The sequence below is a fragment of the Orenia sp. genome (genome assembly GCF_055140805.1).
Window position 1 is genome coordinate 1 of sequence record NZ_JBSQYM010000017.1, and the last position, 18,507, is coordinate 18,507.

Consider the following 18,507-nt stretch of genomic DNA (forward strand, 5'->3'; position numbering starts at 1 on the left):
TGAGAAACGTAAGCGAAAAACAACTTTAGACAGATTGATGGAATATACTATTCCATTGACTAATTGTCAAAATTCGGCTTAAGTTAACGCGTATGATATCATTCTATAACGACACTACCTCACCTGTATTTAAGCTCTCAACTATCTCATACATATTAGTAATACTTCCTACCTCTAATTTTTCAGTTAGTTTATAATAATTCAAGCAAGCTCCACAGGATACAACCTCTACTCCTTGCTCTACTAACTGTTGTAAATGCTCTTGAGCCTGCTGATTTAATGTAGGAATCTTAACCCCTGAGTTGATAAAGATAATCTTAGCTGGCAATGGATTTATTTCTAATAAGGTGCTAATAAAACCTTTCATCAAGGCATAACCAAGCTCTTCTTCGCCATTACCCAAAGTATCAGTACTGATAAAATAGACCTTTCCTTCACTTAAATCTTCCTTTTCAACAATCACATCAGTCTTTTTAATGGTTAACTGATATTCATTGCCATCTTCTAATAAAGTAACTTGGCAATTTAACTTTTTAGCCAACTTCATTACATTATCCTTAGCCACCTGATCATCTAACAACACCAATAATTTATCACTTTTCTCTAAAGCCTTTTTAGTCTCAATAACTGGCTTTGGACAGATCATTCCTCGTACATCAAGTTCTTTCATAAACCAAACTCCTCCTTATTATTAGCTATTTTAGATAAAGCCTCTAAGATAATATCTACCTCTTCTTCTGTATTGAAATAGGAAAAACTGACTCTAACCATCCCGATATCTTTAGTATTTAAGGCTTGGTGGAGTAAAGGGGCACAATGCAAGCCTGCTCTAACTGAGATATCAAACTGATTCTCTAAGATATATCCTAAATCAGCTGCTGCTATTTCTTTTAAGTTAAATCCTACAACAGCCACTCTATCTGCAATTTCTAGATCACCATAGATTATAACATCATCTATCTTCTTTAAACCTGCTATCAGCCTCTTAGTCAACCTTAGCTCTTCTGCTCTAATCTGAGCAATTCCAGTCTCTAGAACAAAGTCAACCCCTGCCCCTAAACCAACAATCCCCATAGTATTGAGGGTACCCGCTTCATAGCGGTCTGGTAAGATTGTCGGCTGATAAGTTGCTAAGGAGTCACTTCCTGTTCCCCCTTCTATTATTGTGTCCAGTTCAATTCCTTCATTAATATATAAGGCTCCTATTCCTGTAGGTCCATATAAAGATTTATGCCCTGCTAAAGATAAGAGGTCTATCTTCATCTTCTCAACATCGATCTCAACTACACCTGCTGTCTGTGCTGCATCAACTAGATAAGTAATCCCTCTATTATGAGCTAACTCTCCAATTCTTTTGATATCGACGATACTTCCAAGCACATTAGAAGCATGGGTAGTTACTATCAAAGTAGTATTCTCTTGAATTTCTTCCTCTAACTGTTTTAAATTAAATCTACCTTTTTGATCAATTGGAATAATACTCAATTCAATTAGCTTACTTTCTTCTAGCTTTCTTAAGGGACGAAGCACCGAATTATGTTCAAGCTCTGTAGTAATCACATGATCTCCTTGCTGTAAAGTACCTTTTATCGCTAGGTTCAATGCCTCTGTAGCTCCAGAGGTAAAGATAACTCTAGAAGAATTAGCAGCATTAATCAGCTTAGCAACCTTAGTTCTAACATTAAATATCTCTCTTTCAATTCTAGATATTCCAACTCCACCAGACCTACCAGGATTATAAGCAAAATCCCTCATACAAGAATTGATCTGCTGATACACCCCTTCTGGCTTAGGCCAAGTTGTGGCAGCATTATTGACATAGATCATAATATCCTACTCCTTAAAAATTAATCTATCATTACCTTACAAAGAACTCATAACTAATATCCTCATATTTAACTAATCTTCCTTTAAGCCTTTTGCTGTTGATAATCTTCTTGTTTGCTAACTTGAATAAGATAAGCAAAGTACTTGATTAGAACAAAAATAACTAAAACAGTTGCTAAAACTTCCACTATTAATGCTGGATAATACAGTAACAGGTTTTGAAAATTTTTCTGTAAAAAAACCGAAGCCATCTTCAGCCCGATAGCAGTAATTACAAAAGGAAAAGTAAAAGCAGAAAAACTAGGATAAAAGTTCTTTGAAATCATCTTAGATAAATAAAATGTAACAATAGTTACCATTACTAAGGTTAATATACTTAAAAACCCTAACATCATTATATTTTTATTATTAAATACACTCATATAGCCAGCCAAACATAAACCAGCTGGAGCTGTAAAGATAGAGATAGTAGGTAAAGCAGGCTTCTTAATCCCTTTAATGACTAAAACTCGATAAATAACTATCGGCAATAAAACCAAATATGATACAAAACCAAACCAAAAAATTATCTTACCAAGTAGCAATTGATTAAAGACAGGAGCAGTTACACTTGCCACCACTATACCTACATAAACAATAAAATAACTAGGAAAGACCTGCTTAATATTAAAATTAAAGATAAATTTTCTAGTAAATAAACCAGCTAGCAGAATGTGAAGAATAATTCCTATGTACCAACAAGATAAAGCAACTTGATAAGAAAAAGGAACTAGATATGTAGCTAAAATTATAATTGCCATCGAAAAAGTTGGGAAAACACTAGCCACAATCGAATTCTCAAATTGAGCTAAAAATCCCTCTTTATTAGCAAAAAAACTAGCTATTAATAATACTCCTATCAATACAGCTAAGATTCCAGCTAAATAACGATATTGACTACCATAACCTTGAATAAGATTACCTAGCCCAGCTAAACCAAGCATCAAACCTGCTATTGGAACTGGTATCTGTTTTAAAATTGCTGTCATCTATATTCTACCTCCTATTTATAAATAAACAACCCTAAAGTTAAACCCTATGGGTATATTGAGATACTTTTAGGAATCAGGAGTCAGGAACCGGTTATCAGTAAAATAGACTGATTCCAGATTCCCGATTCCTGACACGAAAGTGTCGCTTTTTCATCATATAAAGAAACATTTAGATTACATTCTAAAAGCAAATAACTATACAACTCCATCTTCAATAAATTTCTCCATTACCCAAGCAGCAACCTCTCCTGTAATTCTTATACAATGTTCAACTCGCTTAGGACTAGCAAAATCTTCAAACTTGGCCGTAATTACACGACAACAGGTAGAACCATACTCATCCTTGATATAATCATGTAACCCTGCACTTCTAAGAAAAGAGTTAGCTGGCATCTCAGCTCCAGGCTCTACTCTCCCATACTTTAGTCCTAAAGCCATTATTCCCCCACTAATCGCTCCACATAAACATTTTGATTTACCGATTCCAACTGGAAATCCCGAAGCCAACTTCACAATCTCTGCTGGCAATTCTTCTCCCAATAATTGGTTGATAGTAGTCAAGACCGCCTCAGAGCAATAATACTCTCCCCTCCTAAAGTATCCTTCCGCTTGTTGACGGGCACCTTCAATTAAATTAGTTTGTTCTTGTTCCATAGTTTACATTCTCCTCTCATAGTTTTAATGAATTTAGATTTTGTTCTGACATAGAAATTAATACAATAAATAAGTAAAAGGTTAAATCTGAGTAAACCATAAAACATGGGTTTATACTCTACTTATACTCAAACTCAATAAGCATAACAATAGTCTCATTATATCAATAAAGTGGCTACATAGCCACTTTATTGATATCTAAATATAAAAATATATCTTGCACCCGCATAAAGATTGAGATTATAGATAATGCAACATTTTTCAACTAAGGCTAAGTTAAAAATTGAGTAAACCACAAAAACATTGTTTTAGTGTTACTTATACTTAAACTCAAACTTGGTCTAAATATCTTTAAGAGAATTCTGGTAGAGGGTACTTTCCTTTCCAGATGATATCTCTATAGCCCACTGGATCAGTATCCCCTTCAGTACTGATGATTAAGACTTTAGAGTCTTGAGCTAACTTTAGAGCTTCTACTGTATCCTCATAAGCTTTATCCTCTAATAAGATCTGCAACAGACCAATACCTACTGCTGCTGACTCTCCTGCGATTATTCTTGGGTCATCTTCTAGAGGATTAGCTACAATTCTCATTCCTAGGGCTGCTATATAATCTGGACAGGATAGATAAGCATCAGCATAATCCCTTAAAATTTCCCAAGCTATTGGATTTGGCTCACCACAAGCTAATCCAGCCATAATAGTATCAAGCTCACCTGTTACATTATGGGCCTGACCATCTTGAGCTAGAGCTGATTGGTAGATACAGTCGGCTTTATCAGGCTCAACAATGATAGTATAAGGGCAATCTTCACCATAAATAGATACTAAAGCTGCCAAAATAGCTCCAGCAAAGGCACCTACTCCAGCCTGTAGAATAATATGAGTTGGTTTTTCTGTTGCTAACTGCTCTAAAACCTCACTAATAACAGTAATATATCCTTGCATAATCCATAAAGGGATATCTTCATAGCCTTCCCAGGCTGTATCTTGAACGATCACCCCATTATTCTCCTTGGCATATTCTTGGGCTATTCTCACAGTATCATCATAATTACACTCAGTTATCGTAGCCTCAGCACCTTCTTTTCTGATATTCTCCAGCCTCATCTTAGCAGACCCTTTAGGCATAAAGATTACAGCCTTCTGATCTAGTTGATTGGCTGCCCAAGCTACACCTCGACCATGATTACCATCGGTTGCTGTCACAAAGGTAATCTCACCAAGCTTATCTTTAATCTCTTTAGATTTCAACTTATCAAAGCTCAACTCATTAATATCCATCTCTAATTTTTGACTCAAATATTTAATGATAGCATAAGAGCCTCCTAAGACCTTAAAGGCATTTAAGCCAAAACGATAGGACTCATCTTTAACCCAGATCTTATCTAGCTTTAACTCCTCTGCTAAATTACTCAAGGTATGTAAAGGAGTAACCTCATATTGAGAGAAACTCTGGTGGAATTCTCTAACCTCCTTAATTACCTCCTTAGAAAAAGAATCTACACTGACCTTACCTGTACTATTATTATCTTGATTATAAGTTATTTTAATATTATTTTTTGACATCATCTATCCCTCATTTCTTCTGGACTTATTCTAATATAATGACTTTTTGCTACTACTCTCACCAATCAATTCAAATTTTAATATATTTTTATGAATATTATGCAATACTTTTACTTTACAAAGTAAGTAATTTTCTCATTAATCTAATTAAAAAAAGTTACGGGAAAGCTTATCAGCTTTTTCCCGTGTTACTTTTAGCATTGCCCTAAAAGTAACCAAAAGGTCTAGAAAAAAATTAAACTTACTACGCAATCAAAATCTTTTTAGATTAACAAATACTGTACTTCTACTTCAAAAACTAGTCTATTATTGTTATTTGTTGAGAATACTTGCTTCGTTCAAACAATAATTTTTTTCGATCTAAAATCTTTAAATTTTTAACTTTTAACTCTTAATTTTTAATTAGAAAACTGTCATAATATCCTTCTATTATATGGAACATAAAATATTATTTTAATCTAATGACCGCTCCTGGTCGATTATTGGTCTTCTGACCATTTTGTAAAATCAGCTCTCCATTGACCATTACCAGTTCAATCCCTTTAGAATATTGAATAGGATCAATAAAGGTAGCTTTATCTGAGACTGTTGCTGGATTGAAAATAAGCAGATCAGCCTTCTTGCCCACTTCCAAAGTCCCGCGATCATCAAATCCAAAGGCTTCTGCTGCCTTAGCAGTCATCTTATAGATAGCCTCCTCTAAAGTCAAAACTCCTTCTTCCCTGACATACTTACCTAAGACCTTAGGAAAAGAACCATAGACCCTAGGATGGGGTCTACCACCCAATAAACCATCGGTGCAGAAGTTCTGCTCAGGCCTTTTCATAAATCTAATAATATCCTCTTCCCGACCATAATAGTCATACATCCCTACTGCATTTTCCTCTTCATAAAGAAGATCAAAGAGGGCATGGTAAGGATCTTTTCCCTTTAGTTGAGCTATCTCAATTAGATTCTTACCGATACAATCTCTGTTCTGCTCTGTTTTAACACTGGTAATATAGATATTCTCAAAGCCAGCAAAATCAATGAAGTTATCCCAGCCAGGTATCCCTGACTCAATATCTGCAATCATCTGCTCCCTTAATTCTTCATCCTCTAACCTCTCTAATAACTTATCTGTTCCACCATCATGTACCCAAGGTGGTAAGGTTACTCCTAACATGGTACTGCCTGCTGCATAGGGATATTGGTCAAAGGATACTTTTAGCCCCTTAGCTTGAGCTTCTTCCAAGAACTTCTCTACTTGGGGAATCTTATCCCAATTCTTCTTACCACAGACCTTAAAATGAGAGAAATGTATCTTAACTCCACTCTCTTCACCTATCTTAATTACTTCTGCCATCGAATTTAAGATATCATCAGCTTCACTTCTTTGATGAATCACTAATGGTCTATCATACTCTGCTACTACCTTACAAAGCTCAATTAACTCCTGTTGTCTTCCATAGGCACAAGGCATATAGATCAATCCTGTTGATAATCCTGCCACCCCAGCCTCTAAAGCTCTTCGAGTAACCTCTTTCATTCTCTCTATTTGCTCAGCATCAGGCTGACAATTTTCTAAGCCCATAGCCTCCATCCGTATATTCCCATGGGGGACTAAATAAGCCAGATTAGTAGCTAGCTCTGTACCCTCTAATAACTGCAAATAACCATCAGTCGTCTGCCAATCCCAACTAAGCTCATCACTATCACCATCAAGTCCAGCCAAATTCTTACGCCATGGGCTGACATAATCTAAGGGAAGAGGAGCCATTGAAATACCATCTTGACCTAAGACCTCAGTAGTGATTCCTTGCCTAATCTTAGACTCTAGATAAGGATTGATTAAAATCTCTAAATCAGAATGGCTATGGGTATCGATAAATCCTGGTGAAACTACCTTCTCCTGAGCATCTATTACCTGATCAAATTCTTCCTCAATAAATTGACCAATTCCCACTATTAAATCTTCCTCGATGGCTAAATCTCCTTTAAAACCCTTAGCTTTTGTCCCATCAACGATAATTCCATTCTTAATTAAGGTCTTCATAATTACTATCCTCTGCTAAAAACTTTTTCAAAATAGCAACATATCCTCTATAAGCCCCTTCTAGCTCTGTTAGTTCCACATACTCATCGACCACATGAGCTAACTTCTCTATTGATGGACCAAAACCAATAGTAGGAATCTGGCGTACCCCTGCACTCTGACTACCATCAGTACAGAAGGAGTAATGAGAGATCTGACTCTTTAAACCAGAGTTCTGCAAAGCCTGATAAGCCTTTTTAACAAAAGAGTCCTCTTGACTATACTTCCAAGCAGGGAAGAATCTCTTGCTAGCTAATGTATTACCAGTATAACAATCAACCTCTGCCTCTACCAACTTGATTTCAGCCTTAAAGGTCTTATCTCTTTTACTTAGATTATCGATAATCTCTTCTAAAGGAGCCAAGACACTCTCTTCACTCTCACCAACCAATAACCTCCGATCAAAGGTAGCTAGACACTCTTCAGGAACTACCGATCTACCAGGATAGGGTCTAGAATGAATATCAGTCAGCTCCAAGATAGCCTCACCTAAAAAATCATCAACAGGTAGCTCTAGCTGCTCAACCTCTGCCAAAAACTTCATCATCTGCTTAACAGCATTAATCCCTTCTTGAGGGTTAGCAGAATGGGCACTCTTACCATAAGTAGTTACTTGAATTTCAGCTCGACCCCGTTGACCAATAGCTAAATTTAAATTGGTCGCCTCTCCAATAATCACCAAATCAGGATCGACTTGATCAAGTATCTTTCCTTGAGCTACCCCTTCAAAGATCTCCTCATGGACAGTGCCTGCTACAATTATATCTCCTTGTAACTCTTCTTTATAAGGAATAAAGCTAGCTGCAGCAAAAGCCATTGTCATGATTGCTGTTCTCATATCAGAAGTTCCTCGCCCATATAATTTGCCATCTTTGATAACACCACCATAAGGATTAACACTCCACAGCTCTTGATTCTCTACACCCACTGTATCCATATGACCTTGTAATAGTATCTTCTCTGTTCCTTGACCCTCAATCACTCCAATAGTATTGCCCCAATCATCTATCCAGACCCGATCAAAGCCCAACTCCTCCACTACCTCTTTTAAGTAGCTAGCAGCCTCCTTTTCTTGACCAGACTCCCCTGGGAAAGAGATAAATCGCTGACACTTTTTAATTAAATTATCAATATTAAGTTTTTGACCCATAATACTTCTCCCCTTTTTTAAAGTAATTATTTATTATTAAGATAATATGATGATATTCAGACACTTTGGTGTCAGGAATCGGGAATATGGAATCAGTCTGTTTTACTGATAACTGGTTCCTGACTCCTGATTCCTAAAATTATCATAATATATCCATATAAATTTAATTTATATTTATCCAATCACCTCAACAATCACATCCATCACACCACCACAGACCATTCCTTCATCAGCAGCAAGCTCTGCAGTCATATCAACCCTATAAAGCAAAGTTTTTTCTCTTTCATTTTTAATCATATCTACTGCTTTTTGCTTGACCTCAGCTTCACTACAACCACCACCAATAGTTCCAAAAGACCTTCCATCAGCCAAGATTAACATCTTAGCACCTGCCTTTCTTGGAGTAGAGCCCTTGGTCTGAGCTATAGTTACTAAAGCCATTCCATAAGAGTTATCTCCCTTACCCAACTCTTCAATAATTTTTTCCAAAATATCTAGACTAACATCTTGATCTACTGCTACCTCTACTTTTGTCCGATAGACTTGAATGATCTCAGCCAGAATACTGATAGCTATCTCCCAAGGGGTCTGAGCTCCTATATCTAAACCAACAGGAGTATAAACTTGTTCTAATCTTTCTTGAGAAAAACCTTCTTCAAGCAAATGAGCAAAAATCTTCTTAACTCTCCGCTTACTACCAATCATCCCTACATAAGCAGTCTGCTTGGCTAATACAAACTTTAAACATTCCAAATCATGCCTATGTCCTCTAGTAGCAATCACTACAAAGTCCTCTGAATGTAAATTTAAAGCTTCTAAAGCAGTTATAAAGTCATTACAGATTACCTTTTTAGCTTGAGGGAAACGTTCTTGATTAGCAAAATAAGGTCTATCATCGATGACTAGCAACTCTAAATTTAGACCTTCACTAACCTTAGCTAGAGCATGGGCTATATGACCACCACCTAAGATAATCAGCCTTGTCGAAGGTAGATAGTCCTCTAATAAGACCTCGACCTTCTCCTCTCCAACTGTAAATTCAACCAATTCAATACTATCTTCAAGCCGATACTTCTTCTCCTGCTCTAGAAGAGCTTCAGTCAAACTCTGCTGATCTATAGTGCTATAATGATTATTCTCTCCAATCAATAGTTTTCCACCTTTAAACTCAGCCAGAGCTTGCAAATCACTCTCAACTATAGTCATTAGTAATAACCTCTTTCTAGCTCTAAGCAGTTCACTTAACTTAGTAAATAATTCCTTCATCTTAGACCCCCTTTCCTAAAGGGCAGATAGGATAATTACAATTTTGACAAGAGTGGCATAAGCCTCCATGACCCAAAGCAATAATATCCTCTCTACTGACCTGCTCACCAGCTAACACTCTTGGTAAGATCAAATCAAAAATAGTTCTTTTGTTGAACATGGCACAGGCTGGAGTCCCTAAAATAGCTACCTCTCCTAAATAAGCTACCATAAACATCGAGCCTGGTAAGACTGGAGCACCATAGCTTTCAATTCTAGCTCCACTTGCTTTAATGCCAGTTGGAGTAACATCGTCAGCATCTACCGACATCCCTCCACCAGTCAAAATTAACTCAACACCACTATCTACTAACTTATTGATAGCCTCTGCTATCTTCTGGGGATCATCTGGAGCATAAATCACCTCTTCAATTGGCAGATTATACTCTGCTGCTTTTGACTTAAAGACAGGAGCAAATTTATCCTCGATCCTACCATAATAAACCTCATTACCAGTGATAATAACCCCTATTCTCTTTTTGATAAAAGGCTTTAAAATCAATAGCTCCTTTTCTCTACTTAGTTTTTCAACTTCTTCGATATTCTCTTTGGCAGTCTTAAGCGGGATTATCCGAGTCCCTGCTAGCTTCTGTTCAGGTTTTACTACTGTATTATTGTGTAAGGTGGCAATAGTCACATCTTCAATATTATTTAATTGATATAATAAATCCACATTAACCTTTAATAATCCACCATACTCAGCCTTCAAACTAACCTTTCCCTCACTAGCTTGAGTATAAGTCACTCCTTGACCAGCTATAGCTTGAGCAATTCTATTAGCTGCCTCTTCTTCATGGCATTCACCATCGCCTAGCTCCATTAGATAGATGTGATCCTTGCCCATACTCTTAAGCACAGGAATATCTTCCTTTTGAATCAAATGACCTTTCTTGAATCTAACCCCCTTAAACTCTCCAGGGATAACTTGAGTCATATCATGCCCTAAAATCATTCCAACTGCATCTTCTACTTTAACCTTTTCCATATCATCACCTCTCCTTTCTTAGCTTAAAGAGAGGATTGCTTCTAAAACTCCCCCTCCTATTGCCAAAGCCTTGTCTGAAATAGTAGTACTATGCTTGATTTCACCTCTAGGATCTATATCCCCTAACTTCGTTCCAATTTTAACCATTATATCACTTCTTAAAATCCCTCTAATCACCCCTGAGATTTCTGCCTTAATTGGCTGTTGATCTATATAGCCAAAGACCCCACCGGCTTCAATCATATCACCTATACTATACCGTGAAGTGAATCTTCCTATTATAGGAGCCTTCAAGACTCGCTCTCTAGAGTAACCAGCAATCATCCCAGGCAGACCAGTATTCTCTTGAGCTCTTCCTGCTCTAATCACTCGACCTAGAAAATGACCTCGATTGGTCTCAATTACAGCATCTACATCTACCCCCGCCTCAAAGCCTGGTCCTAAAGCAATCACAACCTCTGCATCATCGATAGCAGTTCCTAAATTACGTTTAGCAATAATAGCATCTATTAATACACTAAAGTCCATCTTATCTTTAATCTCAGCTTGAGGATCGATAATTACTGGGATATTTCCTTCTGCTAAAATATCTTTAACCTCTTGCAGCCCCTCTGCTCTATAAGCCTTAATCCCTTCCACCTCACAGTAACCTTGATAAATCGCTTCTGAGAAAGCAACGGTTCTGCGAACAGTTAGAGGTTTCTCAACTTCAGCCATAACTATCTTAAATCCTGACTTATATAACCTATAAGCTACACCAGTAGCTAAATCACCTGCTCCTCTAATTAAAATCAATTTATCTTTAATCATAGTTCATCCCTTCTTTCAATAACCTCTGATAATCCTCTGCTCTATCTATATCAAAATGGATTGCAGGGGAATCTACTTTTACTATTTCAACTTGACTATCATACTTAGCAATCAATTCTCTACCCCCTTTATCTCCACTAACTCTACTTAATTCATCTAACAAGTCAACATTAAAGATAGTCGGGTTTCCTCTGCACCCTTTATATTCTGGTACCAAGATTAGAGGTTTTTCTTCCAGAAAGACTTTTAATAATTTATTTATAATTACAGTATTAATATAAGGTAAATCTCCTGGTAAGAATAAAATCCCCTCTAAAGTTTCTTCCTCTTTAATAGCTTCAACCCCAGCCTTGACAGAGCTACTCAATCCTGCTCGATAGTCACTATTAAAGATTAGATTCAGTTCCTTATCTTGTAGCAATTCTCTTATCTGCTGAGCCTGATGACCTAATACAACTAAAACTTGCTCAACCTCAGAAGCTAAAACCTGATCTACTACCACTTCTATTAGCCTTTTATTAGCAAATTGCTCCCCTAAGTTTAATAGCTGTTTGGGATAGCCCAATCTACTTGATAATCCTGCTGCTAAGACAATTGCAGCTATCATTCAAAGACCTCTACCAAAGGATTAAATAATTCCAATGAAGTTAACAGTACCTTTTCAAAGCTCTCTTCTCGCAGAATTTTGGCTAAAGAGCAGGCTTGATTATAGACTATCTTATCATCAACTTGATTAATGATAGGAATAACTTGATAGGAATTATTCTTCAACTTCCCATAGCATTCTTCTCTACAGATTATATCTGCAATAATTTCAGGGCTAACCTGACCAATAGCTTCTTGCTCAAAAACTCCCTTGGCAAGCTCGGCTCGATAGATAGAGTCGTTATTAAACTCCTTGCCAATTACCGAAGCACCAACTACCAACAGCACCTTGGTAGTATTAATTGGAATTACCGGTTCATCTGTTCTTGGTAATTTGAAAGGACGCCTTCTAGCACCATCGGCCTCTACTAAAATATGTTTGATCCCCTCAAACTCATCAGCAAGTACCTCTACCCACTCTGAGGGCACTCCAATTAACTTGCCATCATCTACATCATTACCGATCACAATCACTTGCTTCTCTTCCCGTTTTAAAGCAGTTTTAAGCTCTTCTAATAACTGCTCTAAAGTAGTAGCCATAATCAAAGCATCAATCTTATCTAATTCTGGCAGGTATATTTTGGTGGTTGTAGTAACCAAGATATTTCCCTGCTTATTTAACTGATCAGCTAGATAATACATAATACTACTCTTCCCACCACCACCTACTAAAGAGATTATCCTTTCAGACTCTAATTCCAGCACATTCTCTAACCTCATCTTTACCCCTCCTAATCTACCACTAAAGATACCTGTTTAAACTCCTTAACATCTATCAATCCTTGATCGGTCAGCTTCAATTCAGGAATTACAGCCAAGGCCATAAAAGACAATGACATAAAAGGATCAGTTGCTTTGACCCCTAAGTGCCTAGCTTTCTCTTTCATCTCTTGCAACCTATATGCTACCTCCACTAAAGGCTGGTCTGACATCAAGCCAGCAATTGGCAGAGCCAACTCCATTAAAACCTTATTATCCTTAACAATCACAATCCCACCTTGTAACTCTTCTAAACACTTGACTGCCACTAGCATCTCTTCACTCTCTAATCCTGCTACTATAATATTATGGGAATCATGGGCAATAGAAGTGGCAATTGCACCTTCTTTTAAACCAAAATTCTTTAAAAGACCTAAACCAAGACTCCCTGTACCATGATGGCGTTCTACCACCGCTAATTTAACCAAATCATGATCGATTAACTCTTGGCTATCACCATTCTTTAAAGTTACAATTGCTTCTTTGGTAATAATCTGCTCTTGCTCTAGCTCCATAACTCTAAATCTTCTACCTTTGGGTAACATAAAATCTCTCTGACTCAAATCTCCTAGATTGACCGACTTAAAGATTTGATCTTGATAGCCAATAGAATCTATCTCAAATAGAGCTTCCCCTCCTTTAGCTACCAGCTTGCCATCTTTAAAGACCATCTCAACCTTCCAACTATCAAAGTTATCAATAACTACTAAATCACCTTGATAACCTGGTGCAATTGCTCCTAGTTTAGCAATACCTAAAGCCTCTGTAGAATTAATCGTCCCTAAACGAAGAGCTTCAATCGGATCTAATCCTGCCTGAGTAGCCTTTTTCATCAAGAAGTTAATATGCCCCTCTGTTATTAAGTCATCGGGATGACGGTCATCGGTAGCAAATAGGAATCTCCTAGAATTTCTAGCATTGACCCCTCCGATTAAGCTCAATAAGTCCTTGGTCATAGAACCTTCTCGAATCATCACATACATTCCAGCTCTTATCTTCTCTAAAGCCTCTTTAGCTGTAGTACATTCATGGTCTGCTTTAATCCCTGCTAAAAGATAAGCGTTTAGCTCTTTACCACTGAGATTTGGAGCATGACCATCCTTAAATCTACCCTCCATCAGCTCAACCTTATCCCAAATATCCTCTTCGCCTTTGATGACCCCTGAATAATTCATCACTTCACCAAGACCAAAGACCTCTTGATACTTTAATAGGGGAGCTAATTTATCTACACCTAGTTTAGCACCTGAGCTTTCAAAACTGGTAGCAGGTACTGCCGAAGGTAACATTAAATTAAAGTTCCAAGGAAGATTTTGAGCCTCCTTTAAAATATACTCTATCCCAGCCCTTCCTGAGACATTGGCAATCTCATGGGGATCAGCAAAGACAGTAGTAGTTCCCAAAGCAATTACCTGTTTAGCAAATTCTTGCACCCCAACCATACTGCTTTCAAGATGAAAATGTCCATCTACAAAGCCAGGAGCCAAGATCCTTCCTGCTAAATCTATCTCCTCTTGAGCCTGATAGTCACCATAACCGATAATAACTCCATCACTGACAGCTAGACTTTCCTCTACCAATTCACCATTAAAAACATCTACTATCTTGCCATTCTTAAAGAGTAAATCGACTGGGGTTTCTCCTCTAGCTTGCTTTAACAAATGTTTCATGAGTTTCGCTCCTCCTTTCTTGCTTAAATTTGCAATTTATAAGCATATACTGCAACACTCACTTTTTATCTTTCAATAAATATTTTTTTATTTTTTATCAAAAGCTCTAGCTCCACTTAATCAAAGTTAGGTTTCGCCTAACGGCGAGTTACCTTTTTTCCATAGATAAAAAAGTAACCAAAAAATCATTTTAAGTGCGGGGAAAACGCTATTACTTATAACCAAAACTTGAGCAATTAAATTAATATAGCAGTTGTCTAATAGACAAATCTTCCCCCTATGCATACCGCTTACTTTCCCAACGAAACACGCTATACTTATAGACTAAATATTTTATTAAATTATAACTCTAGTACTTCTCACCTAATTACAGCATAATTCAAGTTTCGCTTACGTTTCTATAAAACCTAATTTTAAATATACTCTTTACTCTTCACTGCTTTTAAGTGCTTTTAAGATTTTCTCTGGTGTTGCTGGTAGCTCTTTGATTCTGACTCCAATGGCATCTTCAATGGCGTTAATAATAGCTGGTGCAGTAGGAATCATAGCTGGCTCGCCAATTCCTTTTGCTCCATAAGGTCCAGCAGCATCTTTGCTCTCTACGATAATCGTCTCAATCTCAGGCATATCTAAAGAAGTCGGGACTAAATAGTTGCTTAGATTAGGATTTTTGGTAATGCCCTTTTCTATAATCTGATCTTCCATCAGAGCCATCCCTAGACCCATAGCTGTTCCACCTTCACTCTGCCCCTCTATATTCTGAGGATGAATTGCTTTACCGATATCAACAGCAGCAACAATTCTCTCTACCTCTACCTGACCAGTCTCAGTATCGACTACTACCTCAGCAATCTGGGTATTAAAGGTATAGGCTAGATAGTTTTTTGCAGAAAAACCTGTCTCTTTATCAGGGACATCAGTTTTTGGAAAATAGCTTCCTTCAGCTATTAGAGGTTGCCCCTTAGCTTTAGCCAGCCTAGCCACCTCTCCAAAAGTTAAACCTCTACCTTCACCTTTAACCATAATCTTCCCATCTTTGATCTCTAATGAAGGATAATGGGCTCCTAACTCTAAGAAGGCATGGTGATGGATTTGAGCTAGCATATTCTCAGCAGCATTCTTGGTAGCATTACCTGTAAATAAGGTCTGGCGAGTAGCTGAGGTAGAACCAGCATTCTTCATCGTGGCAGTATTTGCTTGCAGAAAGTTCATTCTTTCAATCGGATAGTTCAACACCTCTGAGATGATCTGTGCTACTAGAGTTAAGACCCCTTGCCCTACATCAGCAGCGGCAGTCTTAATCGTCAAAGTCCCATCATCTTCCACCTTAATTTCACAGGTTGAGTGATCTGGATACCCCTCTCCATAACCATTACCAAACATAATAGATGCCATTCCTACCCCCCGCTTTTTATTACCTCGCTCTACCTTAATCTGCTGATAATTTGAAGCCTCTACAGCCTGTTCTATCGTTTCCTTTAAACCTACACTAGAGGTCAACTCTTGACCATTAGGGGTAATTGATCCCCTTTGATAGCCATTCTTTAACCTAAATTCTACTGGGTCCATTCCAATCTCTTTGGCTAAGATATCAATTTGTGATTCATAAGCAAAGGCTGCTTGAGTTGCTCCAAAACCTCTCATAGCTCCCGAGTAGGTATTATTGGTATAGACAGTATAGCTTTTACCTGCTATATTGTCGATATTATAGGGTCCTGTAGAATGATATAATGCCTGATGGACAACTGCTGGACCACTGGAAGCATAAGCCCCTGTATCGCCAATTACCTCTACTTCCCACGCAGTAATCTCTCCTGTATAGGTTACTCCACTTTTGATCCTAATAATCATGGGATGGCGTTTGGATTGAGCTATCATCGATTCTGCTCTAGTATAGACCTGTTTTACTTTCTTGCCAGTCAACTTAGCCATCAAAGCTAGATGAATCTGAACAGAGACATCCTCACGTTTACCAAAGGCACCACCAATTACAGGCTGCACTAAGTTGATCTTAGTTGGCGATACACCTAAGGCATGGGCTACATCAATTTGAGTATCATGGAGCCATTGGGTAGCAGCCCAGATAGTATATACTTTAGTTTCTGGGTCATACTCAGCCACTCCTGCCTCAGTCTGTAATGGTAGTTGCTCAATTCTCTGGGTTCTAAATTCATTGGAGATAATCAAATCAGCCTCAGCAAATCCTTGTTTGATATCACCCTTTTTTAGATTATGGGAGCAGAGAATATTTCCACTTTGGTGAATCAATGGAGCCTCGTCTTCCATCGCCCTTAAAGGCTCTTCAATTACTTCTAATTCCTCATAGGTAATCTCTATCAATCGTTCTGCTTGTCTTGCTAACTCTTCACTTTTAGCAGCAATCAAGGCGATAACATCGCCCATACTTCTGGTCTTCTCTCTAACCAAAACCTCTTGGTCTTTGATTATTAGACCAAAATTATTCAATTCAGCTAATTCTTTAGCTGTTACTATCAGCTCTACACCCTCTAACTCTTTGGCTTTAGAAACATCAATCTCTTTAATTAGAGCATGAGGATGGGAAGCCCTAACAGCTTTGATATATAACATATCATCAGAATAATAGTCTGTAGCAAAGACAGCCTTGCCAAGAACCTTATCGATCACATCAACTTTGGCTACCTTCTTCCCAACTGATCTAGTTCCCATCAATATCACCTCCTTGAGCAACATCCTGTACTGCCTTGATTATCTTGGTATATCCTGTACAACGACAGATATTTCCTGAAAGTCCCCGCTTAATCTCTTCCTCACTGGGCTGTGGATTATGATCCAATAGGTTCTTAGCAGATAAGATCATCCCAGGGGTACAAAACCCACATTGCACCGCACCATTATCAATAAAAGACTGCTGTAGAGGATGAAGCTTATCTTCATTTCCCAAAGCTTCAATAGTAGTAATCTCTCTACCATCCACTTGAGCAGCCAACACTAAACAGGAGTTAGCTGTCTCTCCATCGATAATCACAGTACAAGCACCACACTCACCTTCACCACAGCCTTCTTTGGTTCCAATCAACCCTAACTTATCTCTTAGTAAATCAACCAACCTCAAATTAGCCGCTACTTCTAACTTAAACTCTTCTCCATTTACTTTTACTTCGATATCAACTAAGCCCATCTACATCCACCTCCAACCTAGCTAAAGCTTCTTTCATACCTCTAACAAACAACTCTTGAGCTACTTGAGAACGATACTCCCCTGTAGAACGAATATCATCAATGGGACTGATATCATTCTCTACTTGTTTAGCTCCTTCTAGTATAAGTTTCAAATTAATCTTCTTTCCTATTAAAGATTCTTCAACACTTCTTGCTCTAAGTACCTTAGGTCCTACTGACCCCAAATATATCTTTATATCAACAATCTCAGAATTCTCTTGATTAACCTTTAATAATAAAGCTAAATTGACCACTGAGATCGATAATGCTCTTCTTTTACCAAGCTTTTGGAAGACAACTACCTCATCATTTTGAGGAGCAGAGAAGAAAATATCTGTAAGTACTTCCTGCTCCTTTAATAGTGTCTGACCTGGTCCTAACAGAAAATCATCTAATCCTACTACTCTCTTAACATCAGCTCCACTCAATTCGACTTTAGCATCTACAGCCGTTAAGACTGGTACCAAATCGGCTGCTGGTGAAGCATTGGCAATATTTCCACCGATAGTTCCTCGATGTCGAATCTGAGGTGAACCAATCTCTGCTGCTGCCTCTTGCAAAGCAGGAAGAATCTTCTCTAAAATCACTGAATCTTCTATCTCTTGATGGGTCGTCAATGCCCCAATATGAATCTGGTCACCTTCTTGTTTAATTCCACCAAAATCTTTAACCTTAGAAAGGTCAACTACCTTCTCCAACAAATCTAGCTTATTATAATATCTAACCAGTAAATCTGTACCTCCAGCCAAAAAAGTTGGCTGATCCATTTCTGCTAATAGTTTAAAAAGTTCGGTACTATTTTTAGGACTATAATATTCCATCGCAAT

The 18,507-nt window shown here is 37.7% G+C and carries 16 protein-coding genes; all 16 read right to left on the reverse strand.

Features of this window, described 5'->3' with window-relative positions:
* Window positions 1-103 precede the first annotated feature (103 nt).
* The 16 genes from yedF to ACTCDL_RS03385 all read right to left on the reverse strand — a co-directional run bounded on the left by yedF (window position 104) and on the right by ACTCDL_RS03385 (window position 18,501).
* On the reverse strand, window positions 104-670 hold the full coding sequence (yedF, locus tag ACTCDL_RS03310; protein ID WP_463173993.1) for a sulfurtransferase-like selenium metabolism protein YedF: 567 nt from the start codon (window positions 668-670) through the stop codon (window positions 104-106).
* On the reverse strand, window positions 667-1,827 hold the full coding sequence (locus tag ACTCDL_RS03315; protein ID WP_463173995.1) for an aminotransferase class V-fold PLP-dependent enzyme: 1,161 nt from the start codon (window positions 1,825-1,827) through the stop codon (window positions 667-669). Before ACTCDL_RS03315 ends, yedF begins: the two co-directional genes overlap by 4 nt.
* Before the next feature lie 83 nt (window positions 1,828-1,910).
* Complete coding sequence (locus ACTCDL_RS03320; protein WP_463173997.1) at window positions 1,911-2,855, reverse strand: TDT family transporter; 945 nt, start codon at window positions 2,853-2,855, stop codon at window positions 1,911-1,913.
* Window positions 2,856-3,053: 198 nt separating this feature from the next.
* The gene (locus ACTCDL_RS03325) at window positions 3,054-3,512 is read right to left on the reverse strand and encodes a C-GCAxxG-C-C family protein (protein ID WP_463173999.1); all 459 of its coding nucleotides are present in this window, start codon (window positions 3,510-3,512) and stop codon (window positions 3,054-3,056) included.
* 351 nt (window positions 3,513-3,863) lie between these two features.
* Window positions 3,864-5,084: a diaminopropionate ammonia-lyase gene (gene dpaL / locus ACTCDL_RS03330; protein WP_463174001.1), complete on the reverse strand. Its 1,221-nt coding sequence runs from the start codon at window positions 5,082-5,084 to the stop codon at window positions 3,864-3,866.
* Between the two features lie 445 nt (window positions 5,085-5,529).
* Window positions 5,530-7,116: an N-acyl-D-amino-acid deacylase family protein gene (locus ACTCDL_RS03335; RefSeq protein ID WP_463174003.1), complete on the reverse strand. Its 1,587-nt coding sequence runs from the start codon at window positions 7,114-7,116 to the stop codon at window positions 5,530-5,532.
* Entirely contained in the window at window positions 7,100-8,305 is a 1,206-nt protein-coding gene (locus ACTCDL_RS03340; protein ID WP_463174005.1) for a YgeY family selenium metabolism-linked hydrolase, read from the reverse strand. Before ACTCDL_RS03340 ends, ACTCDL_RS03335 begins: the two co-directional genes overlap by 17 nt.
* Window positions 8,306-8,479: 174 nt before the next feature.
* Window positions 8,480-9,571 carry an XdhC family protein gene (locus ACTCDL_RS03345; protein ID WP_463174007.1) on the reverse strand — a complete coding sequence of 364 codons (1,092 nt, stop codon included), beginning with the start codon at window positions 9,569-9,571 and terminating at the stop codon, window positions 8,480-8,482.
* 1 nt (window position 9,572) lies between these two features.
* The gene (locus ACTCDL_RS03350) at window positions 9,573-10,595 is read right to left on the reverse strand and encodes a molybdopterin-binding protein (protein WP_463174009.1); all 1,023 of its coding nucleotides are present in this window, start codon (window positions 10,593-10,595) and stop codon (window positions 9,573-9,575) included.
* Between the two features lie 18 nt (window positions 10,596-10,613).
* On the reverse strand, window positions 10,614-11,405 hold the full coding sequence (gene yqeB, locus ACTCDL_RS03355; RefSeq protein ID WP_463174011.1) for a selenium-dependent molybdenum cofactor biosynthesis protein YqeB: 792 nt from the start codon (window positions 11,403-11,405) through the stop codon (window positions 10,614-10,616).
* On the reverse strand, window positions 11,398-12,012 hold the full coding sequence (locus ACTCDL_RS03360) for a nucleotidyltransferase family protein (RefSeq protein WP_463174013.1): 615 nt from the start codon (window positions 12,010-12,012) through the stop codon (window positions 11,398-11,400). The genes yqeB and ACTCDL_RS03360 overlap by 8 nt, the downstream gene beginning before the upstream one ends.
* Window positions 12,009-12,770, reverse strand: coding sequence for a selenium cofactor biosynthesis protein YqeC (gene yqeC / locus ACTCDL_RS03365; RefSeq protein ID WP_463174015.1), 762 nt, complete (start codon window positions 12,768-12,770; stop codon window positions 12,009-12,011). Before yqeC ends, ACTCDL_RS03360 begins: the two co-directional genes overlap by 4 nt.
* 11 nt (window positions 12,771-12,781) lie before the next feature.
* Window positions 12,782-14,479, reverse strand: a complete 1,698-nt coding sequence (gene ade / locus ACTCDL_RS03370) for an adenine deaminase (RefSeq protein ID WP_463174016.1) — start codon at window positions 14,477-14,479, stop codon at window positions 12,782-12,784.
* 426 nt (window positions 14,480-14,905) lie between these two features.
* Complete coding sequence (locus ACTCDL_RS03375) at window positions 14,906-17,167, reverse strand: xanthine dehydrogenase family protein molybdopterin-binding subunit (RefSeq protein ID WP_463174018.1); 2,262 nt, start codon at window positions 17,165-17,167, stop codon at window positions 14,906-14,908.
* Complete coding sequence (locus ACTCDL_RS03380) at window positions 17,157-17,639, reverse strand: (2Fe-2S)-binding protein (protein WP_463174020.1); 483 nt, start codon at window positions 17,637-17,639, stop codon at window positions 17,157-17,159. Before ACTCDL_RS03380 ends, ACTCDL_RS03375 begins: the two co-directional genes overlap by 11 nt.
* Window positions 17,626-18,501, reverse strand: a complete 876-nt coding sequence (locus tag ACTCDL_RS03385; protein WP_463174022.1) for an FAD binding domain-containing protein — start codon at window positions 18,499-18,501, stop codon at window positions 17,626-17,628. Before ACTCDL_RS03385 ends, ACTCDL_RS03380 begins: the two co-directional genes overlap by 14 nt.
* Window positions 18,502-18,507: the final 6 nt, after the last annotated feature.